This window comes from Allorhizocola rhizosphaerae, from assembly GCF_003426775.1.
GTDB classification, from domain to species: domain Bacteria; phylum Actinomycetota; class Actinomycetes; order Mycobacteriales; family Micromonosporaceae; genus Allorhizocola; species Allorhizocola rhizosphaerae.
On sequence record NZ_QJUG01000297.1, the window covers coordinates 1 to 8,434 of the forward strand.

Annotated in this window: 4 protein-coding genes and 2 pseudogenes; 2 read left to right on the forward strand and 4 right to left on the reverse strand. The window is 64.5% G+C overall.

Features of this window, described 5'->3' with window-relative positions; translation table 11 throughout:
* The 3 genes and pseudogenes from DM816_RS37620 to DM816_RS37630 all read right to left on the reverse strand — a co-directional run.
* A pseudogene (locus tag DM816_RS37620) lies at nt 1–1,181 on the reverse strand (IS1380 family transposase); the annotation flags it as partial.
* Nucleotides 1,182–1,376: 195 nt separating this feature from the next.
* Nucleotides 1,377–2,231, reverse strand: a complete 855-nt coding sequence (locus DM816_RS37625; protein WP_162908244.1) for a hypothetical protein — start codon at nt 2,229–2,231, stop codon at nt 1,377–1,379.
* Between the two features lie 379 nt (nt 2,232–2,610).
* Nucleotides 2,611–3,060 (reverse strand): hypothetical protein, encoded by a 450-nt coding sequence (locus DM816_RS37630; RefSeq protein ID WP_117215278.1) that lies wholly within the window; start codon nt 3,058–3,060, stop codon nt 2,611–2,613.
* A 366-nt stretch (nt 3,061–3,426) separates the two neighbouring features.
* Here DM816_RS37630 and DM816_RS37635 point away from each other — a divergent pair, with 366 nt between their 5' ends.
* Entirely contained in the window at nt 3,427–5,526 is a 2,100-nt protein-coding gene (locus DM816_RS37635; RefSeq protein ID WP_117215279.1) for a leucine-rich repeat domain-containing protein, read from the forward strand.
* Nucleotides 5,527–5,700: 174 nt separating this feature from the next.
* On the opposite strand, the gene DM816_RS37640 is transcribed toward DM816_RS37635, so the two are convergent.
* On the reverse strand, nt 5,701–6,540 hold the full coding sequence (locus DM816_RS37640) for an IS5 family transposase (RefSeq protein WP_117215280.1): 840 nt from the start codon (nt 6,538–6,540) through the stop codon (nt 5,701–5,703).
* 360 nt (nt 6,541–6,900) lie between these two features.
* On the opposite strand from DM816_RS37640, the pseudogene DM816_RS37645 reads away from it, so the two are divergent.
* Nucleotides 6,901–8,287 (forward strand): annotated as a pseudogene (locus tag DM816_RS37645) (IS1380 family transposase).
* Nucleotides 8,288–8,434: the final 147 nt, after the last annotated feature.

Consider the following 8,434-nt stretch of genomic DNA (forward strand, 5'->3'; position numbering starts at 1 on the left):
CGCAGCGTTGCGGCACGGGCTTTGGCATAAATGCCGCCGGTGGTGCCGTCGGCCAGGCATCCTGCGGCACGGGTCAGATTGTGTGCCATGGCGGCCAGGGTCAGCCAGGCCGCGTTGGCTGCGAAGCGTCCGGAGGGCAGGTGCGCCAATGGTCCGTCGATCAGGTCGGCGAAGACCTGCTCCTGGATGGCGTGGGCGCGGTGGATCAGGTCCGCCTCGGTGGTGCTCGAGTCGTCATCGGTCAGGAACTGGTGGTAGCGCCAGATCGGGAACAGTTCTTCCTGCCCGGCCGGGGCGGGGTTGCGCTCGCGGACACGGCGCACCACCAGCCGCGCGGTGACCTTGTGGCGGGTGGACTCGAACGCGGTGTAGGACGTTTCGGCCAACTGGGCGTCGGATATCCACTGCCCGGTGGTCTCATCGAGGATCGCGCCGGGATAACGCACCGGGGTCCACGCCTGCTCGTCAATGCCGGCGATCGCCGCAGCCAATTTGGTGTTGGTCTGCAAGGTGACCGAGAAGTTGGCCCCGGCCGCACGACATGCGGCCACGACCACCGAGTTCCCGAACGCGCTGTCGCCGCGCACCAGGATCTTGCCGCCCGCCCCGCACTGCCGGGCGGTCGCAATCGCCTGACGTACCAGCGATGCCGCCGCGCGGCCCGAGGCGGCGTTACCGGCACGCAACCTGGTGGCGGCGATCACCGGCGCCGCGGCAGGCGTGCTGATCGTGGCGACCAGCGGCGACAGACCACGCAGCTTGACCCGGTAGCCGCCGACCTTGGCATGCCCGAACGCCGCACCCTGCTTGGCATGCCCGTACACCCGCCGCAACAGCGAGTCCACATCCACGAAGGTCTGCTGTTCCGCGCCGGGCAGCAGCGGTACCCGTTTGACCAGCGCAGCCAGCAGATCTCGGCCCGCCGCCTCCAACTGCAGGCTGTGTCCCCAGGTGAAAAACCGCAGGAACGAACCCAACGTCGACGGCGCGTACACCCCGTCGAACAAAGCTTTCAACCCGCTGTGTCGCAACAGGTCCAGATCATCGATGCAGTCCGCCCCAGCCACCATCCCCGCCACGACCGTCGCCGCCTTGCTACCAGGATTGGCCCCGGCCGAAAGATCCGGGCGCACCCGAGCGTCCACCAGCCCGGCCAGGTCCACCTGCTCGGCCAGCCGCAGCCACAGTCCGTGCAGGTTGGCCCACCCATCGTTCAACATCTATACTGGCCCCGACGGCCATCACGCGATCATTATTGTCCACAACAGATGATCATCGCTGATGGCCGTTCCCCATGCCGACACGCACCCCGGTACAACATCACAAGGCCGACGGCGTCGAAGATCAGCGATGTATAACGACTTCAGACTGCCGTACTAAGCAACGATGTGGGTGAAATCGCCGATGCGGCCGAGTTCGCGGAGCTGGTGCAGGCTGCCGTCTTCGCTGATCTCGACGGTCGATGCCCGCCCGCCCGCGCGGTCGTAGAACAGCAGGCGTCTGCCGTCGCCGATGTTCGTGCAATGCTGGAAGCCGTCGACCCCGTCCTTCAGGCGCATCAGTGTCCCATCCGGCTCGACCTGGGCGGTGGTGCCTCGTCTTGTGTTGTTGTGGAAGGAGTACAGGCGCCCGCTGCCCTCGTTGTTGTGCGCGGCAACGTGTGACCAGCCCTCACCGGACGAGGTGAACGGCGGGGGAAGCGCTTCTGTCCGGGTCAGGAGGGTCACCTGCCCGCCGGGGTCGAGTCGGTACGTTATGCCTGCTCCGCTGGTGCGGTCGAAGAACAGGAAGCGCCGATTGTCGACGCCGCCGCCGTTGCTTGACCAGCCGGCGGGCACCACATCGGTGAAGCTCGTGTCCGGCGGCAACTGGAAGCGTCGGCGGAATTCGAACTGTCCAGCCGGCTCCGGGTGGACGAAACCTGTGGCGGCGGCGCCCTCAGTGGCGTTGTACAGCATGAACCAGCCGTTGTTGGCAGCGATATTCGTCCAGCCGTCGAAGGCCTCGGTCGGCCGATCGGGCAGCGGATGCAGCATGCCGTTGTCGTCCATAGTTGCTGCAGTGCCACCGTTGGACATCTGGTTGAGAAATACCAAAGTTCGCCCGTCCGAGCCGATGAGTGTCCATTGCCCAACGGATCCTGGCGGAAGGACGACCAGTTGAGTAAGTGAGCCGTCGTCCTCGATCCGGGCGGTAAGTCCTCCGCCCGAGTCGCCGTTGTAGAGAAGCATCGGTCACCCCTGCTCGAGTCTACGAGAAAGTGATGCAATACGAGGCGCAAACCCAAAGTCGTCAAGAGTTGAGGCCAAGTTTGAACGCTGCCAGGGCCGTACGACACACCGACAGTCGACTCTCCGCAACGAGCGCCGTTGCCTCGTTGTGCCTGCGAAGGTGAAGTCATAAATTGAGCTCGTTGCGTTCCTGGCGCATGGGCCGTCTGAGCAGCCACAGGCTTCAACGGATGAGCCGCAACGGGGACGGCCCCAACCTAATGGTTTGCTTCCATGAGCGCCAGCGGCGTCGATCTGTCGGCCGAGCCACAGCGTTCCCCCGGCTGGAGCGGGGAGTGTCTGCGACACCGGCGAGTCGGAGGCGATCACTTGCCCCAGGCTATCGGACAGGTCGGGTTCCACGCCGATCGGCATCGGCGGTGCGGTCGGCTGGAAGACCCTCGATCCGACGTCCCCGCAGACGTGATGGCAGGGTAGGCCGGCCAGCGTGTTGTCGTCGTTGCGCAGCACGGTCGTGCCGAGGGTGCCGTTGTTGAGTGGGGCCTGTGCAATCTGTATGCCGCCTTCGAGTTTGTCGTGGCGGATGGTGGTCCGGGGTGAACAGCGGCATGACCGGGAACTCGATGACCTGCACGGGTAGGTCGGCCATCTGCGTCGGCAGCTCGGGGACATCGGCGGCGTCATCGACATACACGCGCACGGTCAGCTCGTCGAAGAACTCCTCATCCTCCTCCCGCATGCCCAGTCCCACACCGTTGACACCTGGAAGGCCGGTCAGCTCGAGGGCCGGGCCCTCCAGCGCGGCGATCAGTTCCTCCGGAATCTCCACTGTCGACCTCCTTCGACGATGGGCAGCGCGACTGCGTCGAGGTAGACGGTCCGCTCCACCAGTTCCTTGTTAAGCAGGCTGCCGGAGGGCACATGCCGTAGTCGCGCAGACCCTTATAGCAGAACACCGGCGCGCTCCCGGTCAGGTTGACCACCTCGGCCACCGAAACCGCTGCATTGAGCTGGATCGCCTCGGCGGGAAATGCCACGGCAGCCTGGGCGGTCGCAGACGTCAGCGCCCTACTCGACGTCAGTAAATCGGGAAACGCATGGCGAAACGGCATGCCAGCCCCCATCAGTATCTATCGTGTATCCTGTGATGACATAGCTTATTCTCTCATGAGCCGGGGCGTTTAGGGGTTCGGTCATGGCTGTCCAGCAACGCATCGTCGTACCGTTCTCGGGCCACGTGATCGGGCAGGGATTCAACTCCGAAACCGGCGAGCGGGTCGGAACCGGGCTCGAGGTCCGGGAGATGGGCGAGGACAAGACCGCCTCCGGCCAGCAGGCGGACTTCAGGTTTCAGATGCTCACATCGCAGCGAAGCCTCGAGAAAGCGCTCAACTTCGGTGCCGAGGTCGACGCCCGATACATGCTGTTCTCCGGCGGGGCGAGTTTCAGCTTCGCGGAGCAGAGCGCGGTCAATACCACGTCGACCTACATTCTCGCCTCGGCCTTTGTCTCCAACGCGCTGCGCTTCGGCAAGGCGTTCATACCCAACGCCTCCGCTCAGCCGCTCGTGACCGCGGGCGACCTCGACGGCTTCCGCCGCGCGTTCGGTGACCGTTTCGTCGAGGCCCTGCAAACCGGCGGCGAGTTCCACGCCCTGGTAAGGGTCACCTCCTCGGATGTCACGCATCAGCGCAGGATCGCCGCCGCACTGCACGCCGAACTCAACGGGCTGGCCGCCTCGGTCAGCTTCTCCGCTTCGCTGCAGCAGGCATCCAGCGACCAGCAGTCGCACACCGAGGTCAGCATCCAGGTGCACCAGACCGGCGGCGTCGGTCCGCAGGTACAGATCCCCGGCACCGAAGCTGACAAGATTCGTGAACACATGAACCGGTTCGCCCAGGCGGCCCACCAGAACGCACGCGCGTACCGGGCGGAACTGGTTACCTACGACACGCTCGCGCTGCCCTTCCCTGCGATGGAAGAGCTGGAGGACCGCCGCAAGGTGCTCGAGGACTGCCTTGAGCGACGCCAGCGCTACCTTTCGATCGTCGCCGACCTGACTTTCGCCCAAAGCGAGGACGCGCCGCTGATTTTCGAGGACCTCCCGGCACCGCAACGCATCGTCGAGCTTCAGAACGCCTTCCGCTCAATCCTCAACGATCTCATGACTCACGCCCGCAAGGTCGCCCGAGGCGAGATACTCCCGGCACTGTTCGTGGCCGCCGGCGAACCCCCTGTTCCTCACTTCAAACGCCGTCGTGCCAGCCGTTTCCGGGAGTGGTGGGCCAAGCGCAACGACCCTTCCCTGCTGCGCGACGAGAAGATCCTCCTCACGGCGATCGCGGAGCGGGCCAGCTTCGCGCTGACCGTGCCGCTGGAGACCGCGCCCGCCGAAACCGTCGAGCGCGCCGCCGACAAGCTCGACGAACTCGATCTGCCCGGCGCCGACGGCCGCGAATTGCGCTCGATCGCCGTGCTGCCCGAAATGATCGACGCACCTCTGCGGATATTGAGAATCAGCGCACCGTTCATGGAAACCCTGACCGGGATCGAAACCTTCACCCGGCTCGAAGAATTGTCTGTCACCGAGACTGCGCTGCGTGACCTCACCCCTGTCGCAGCCGTTGCCGGGCTGAGGAAACTAAACCTGACCCACAACGTAATCCACGACCTGTCGCCGCTGCGGGCAAACACGGCGCTGGAAAGCCTCTCGTTCGCCGGCAACCAGATCGAGTCGCTCGACGTGCTCGGTGAGCTACCGTCGCTCCGGCGGATCGCGATGGGACGCGCCGAACCCATACCGGCCCCGCCGCTGGAGACCAACCCGATCGCCGACGCGAGGGCCCTGAGCCGGTTACCGCAGCTGACCAATCCGTTTTTCAGCCACAGCCGGGTACGCCTGAAGCTGTTCACCCTTTCCAGCGGTGCCCTAGCAGAGGCCGGTGTAGCCTCGAGAATCGGCGCCACCAACCGGTTCACCTACGTCCCCGACGGGGGCGGACCGGGCGACGAGGCCCTCGTGCTGGGAGCCGCCCGGATGCGCTTCACCATGTTCGCCGAGCCGATCGTCATCGTCGGGCTGCGTTTGCTCGCCAAGCGGAAGAACGCGGCCGCGGTGATGCGCATGGAGCCGCTCCAGCCCGTGAGCGTGCCCGCGCCCGTCCTGGCGCAAATGAGGTTCGGACCGGTGATCGTCGAGGACCTGATCACGCCGGGAGACGCGTTCTCCATCCGCACCATCGTCAGGGGTGTAGCCGGGCTGGCCGACTTCCTACTAGAGGTGGAGCCCGCTTAGCCGTTGCGAGAGATCAATGTGTCGGCCGAAGCCCGATCGACAGTCAATTATGCATTTCGCACGGGCCGTTCCACGGCGAGACAAGAACAGGCGCACCGACATCGCACCGACATAAGGTCGCGGCGCGAAGCGCCGCCGTCGCACTCAGAGGGCGTTTGATTTATACCTTTTGTATTAGTAGGTGCCTCGCCAGGTCGGTGTGGTTTCGTCCGTTATCCGCTTACTGACGTTATCGATCATCGCAATGTGAATCATCGCTTCGGAACTCGCGGGAAGAGTCTCATAATCGCGTACGAGCCTGCGGTGCAACATTAGCCACCCCAGCGTCCTCTCGGCCACCCAGCGCCTCTTGATAACGTGGAAGCCTTTGACATCACTATATCTCGGGACGACCTCGACGTCGACACCAAGGGCGGCACCGTGTTCGACGAACCGATTCTTGAAACCCTGGTCCACCCATGTCTTGGTGATTGTCGGGTACTGCCGTTTGGTTTGGTCGAGCACGTGCATTCCGGCGTTGTTCTCCGATATGGAAGCGGCCCAGACGATGACGGCCAGCAGCAGGCCGATCGCATCGGTGGCGATGCTGCGTTTGCGGCCCACAATCAACTTCGCGGCGTCCGTGCCCTGTGTTGCGGCGGGCGGGTTGGTGGAGGTCTTCACGCTCTGGGTGTCGATCACTGCGGCGGTGGGTTCGGCCGCACGGCCGTCCTTAACCCGCGCCAGACCGGTCAGGTCGTAGTTGAGTCCGGCGAAGACGCCTTCGTCGCGCCAGGCGGCGTAATAGCCGTACACCGTGCGGTAGTTGGGAAAGTCGTGCGGCAGATACTTCCATGCGATGCCGGTGCGGTTGACATACAGGATCGCGTTGAACACTTCCCGGAGGTCTGTGGGGGCGGGTTCTCCGGTGGGCCGGCGGTCGAGGCGGGCTTGGCGCCAAGCGGTCAGAGTCGGCTCGATGAGCGCCCAGCGGGCGTCGGAGATGTCGGATGGGTAGGCACGGCGGTCAGTCACAGCCTTCTGTCTACATTGGACGGAGGTGGGTAGTGGAGTAGGTTCATTATCTGGCGTTTCCAGATCATGTCTACGCCAGACGGAATCCAGGACTGATATACGAATGAAACGGGCGGCATGCGGGTGATGTTCGAGTGAACGTATGCTCACACACTGGATGAAACGGCCGAATCGTGAACCCGATTAGTCATGAATAACTTGGAAATACCATCACTGAACGCCCTCTAAGCCTCGTTCCATGGACTGATCGGCGTTTGGCGGTCGGAAAGCGGTGTGGTGATGTGATGAGAGTGCCTGTCCTGCTGGGATAATCAGGTTTGTCTAGAACCTTGATCAGACCGGCTCGGAAAGGCACTCTCGGTGCAAGCATCTCATGCCTGGCGCTCGGGCGGCGCGGTGTTCGACGAAGACAACCTCGTGTCGCATGCGGGCCTGGTGCCGCTGCTGGAACTGGCCGAGCAGACCGGGCTGTCTCGGCTGCTGGACGAGCACGTCCGGTTCACCAGCGAACGAGTCAAGTCGGGTGCGGCCAACCCAACACCGAAACTGGTTTCCATCGTGGCCGGGATGGCCGCCGGAGCCGACAGCATCGACGATCTCGACGTGCTCCGCTCCGGCGGAATGAAACCGCTTTTCGACGGGGTGTACGCGGCCGCGACGTCGGGAATCCTGTTGCGTGAATTCACCCACGGCCATACCTTGCAGCTTGCGGCGGTGCTGCGCCGGCATCTGATCGCCCTGGCGCAGCAGACCCCGATACTGGACGGCATCGACCAACGCTGTTTCATCGACATCGACTCTCTGCTGCGTCCGGTATACGGCAAAGCCAAGCAGGGCGCCTCGTTCGGCCACACCACAATCGCCGGCAAGACCGTGCTGCGCCGCGGTCTGTCACCGCTGGCGGTCACGATCCGCACCCCGCGCTGCGCGCCGGTGGTGGCCGGGGTGCGGCTGCGAGCCGGCAAGGCGGGCTCGGCACGCGGCGCAGCCGGCATGGTCACCGAGGCGATCAACACCGCCAAGGCTGCCGGGGCGAAGGCGGCAAACATTCTGGTACGCGGCGACTCGGCATTCTGTTCCGGCAAGCTGGTCACCGCCGTGGTCAAGGCCGGTGCCGTGTTCTCGTTTGCCATCGCCCGCAACAGCACCGTCGACGCCGCGATCGACAACATTCCCGATGACGCCTACGTGCCGGTGCGCTATCCCGGCGCGGTCGAAGACCCCGACACCGGTGCCCTTATCTCCGACGCGCAAGTCGCCGAAGTGCCATACACCGCCTTCGCCGACACCGCACACGAGTTCACCGGCTGGCTGGTTGTCCGGCGGGTGCTGGATGCCAACACCCGCCGACCCGCTGTTCCCGGTCTGGCGCTACCACCCGTTCTTCACCAACATCACCGAACCGGCCGACCAGGCCGACCTCACCCACCGCCACCACGCCATCTGCGAAACCGTCTGGTCCGACCTGATCGACGGGCCCTGGGCACACCAGCCCTCCGGCTCGTTTGCCGCCAACGCGGCCTGGAACATCCTCGCCGCCATCTGCCACAACCTGCTACGCGCCGCCGGCACCCTGACCGGCACAGCCCGCTACACGGTGGCCCGAGGCGCCACCCTGCGCACCCACCTGATCAACATCCCGGCCCGGTTCGCCCGGCCGCAACGCAGACCCGTGCTGCACCTACCCGCCCGCTGGCCCCGAGCCACGCCCTGGCTCACCTTCTGGCAAGCCATCTTCGTCACCTAACAACCCGAAACCCTTGTACCGTAACCAAACAACACGCAACACCACACCTAATCGGCCCTGCGAAAAGGATCAGAGCATGCTGGACACAGGACCAGCAGCCCAGTCACACCCTCAACAAACTCGAATCACCAACACCTGACCCAAAGA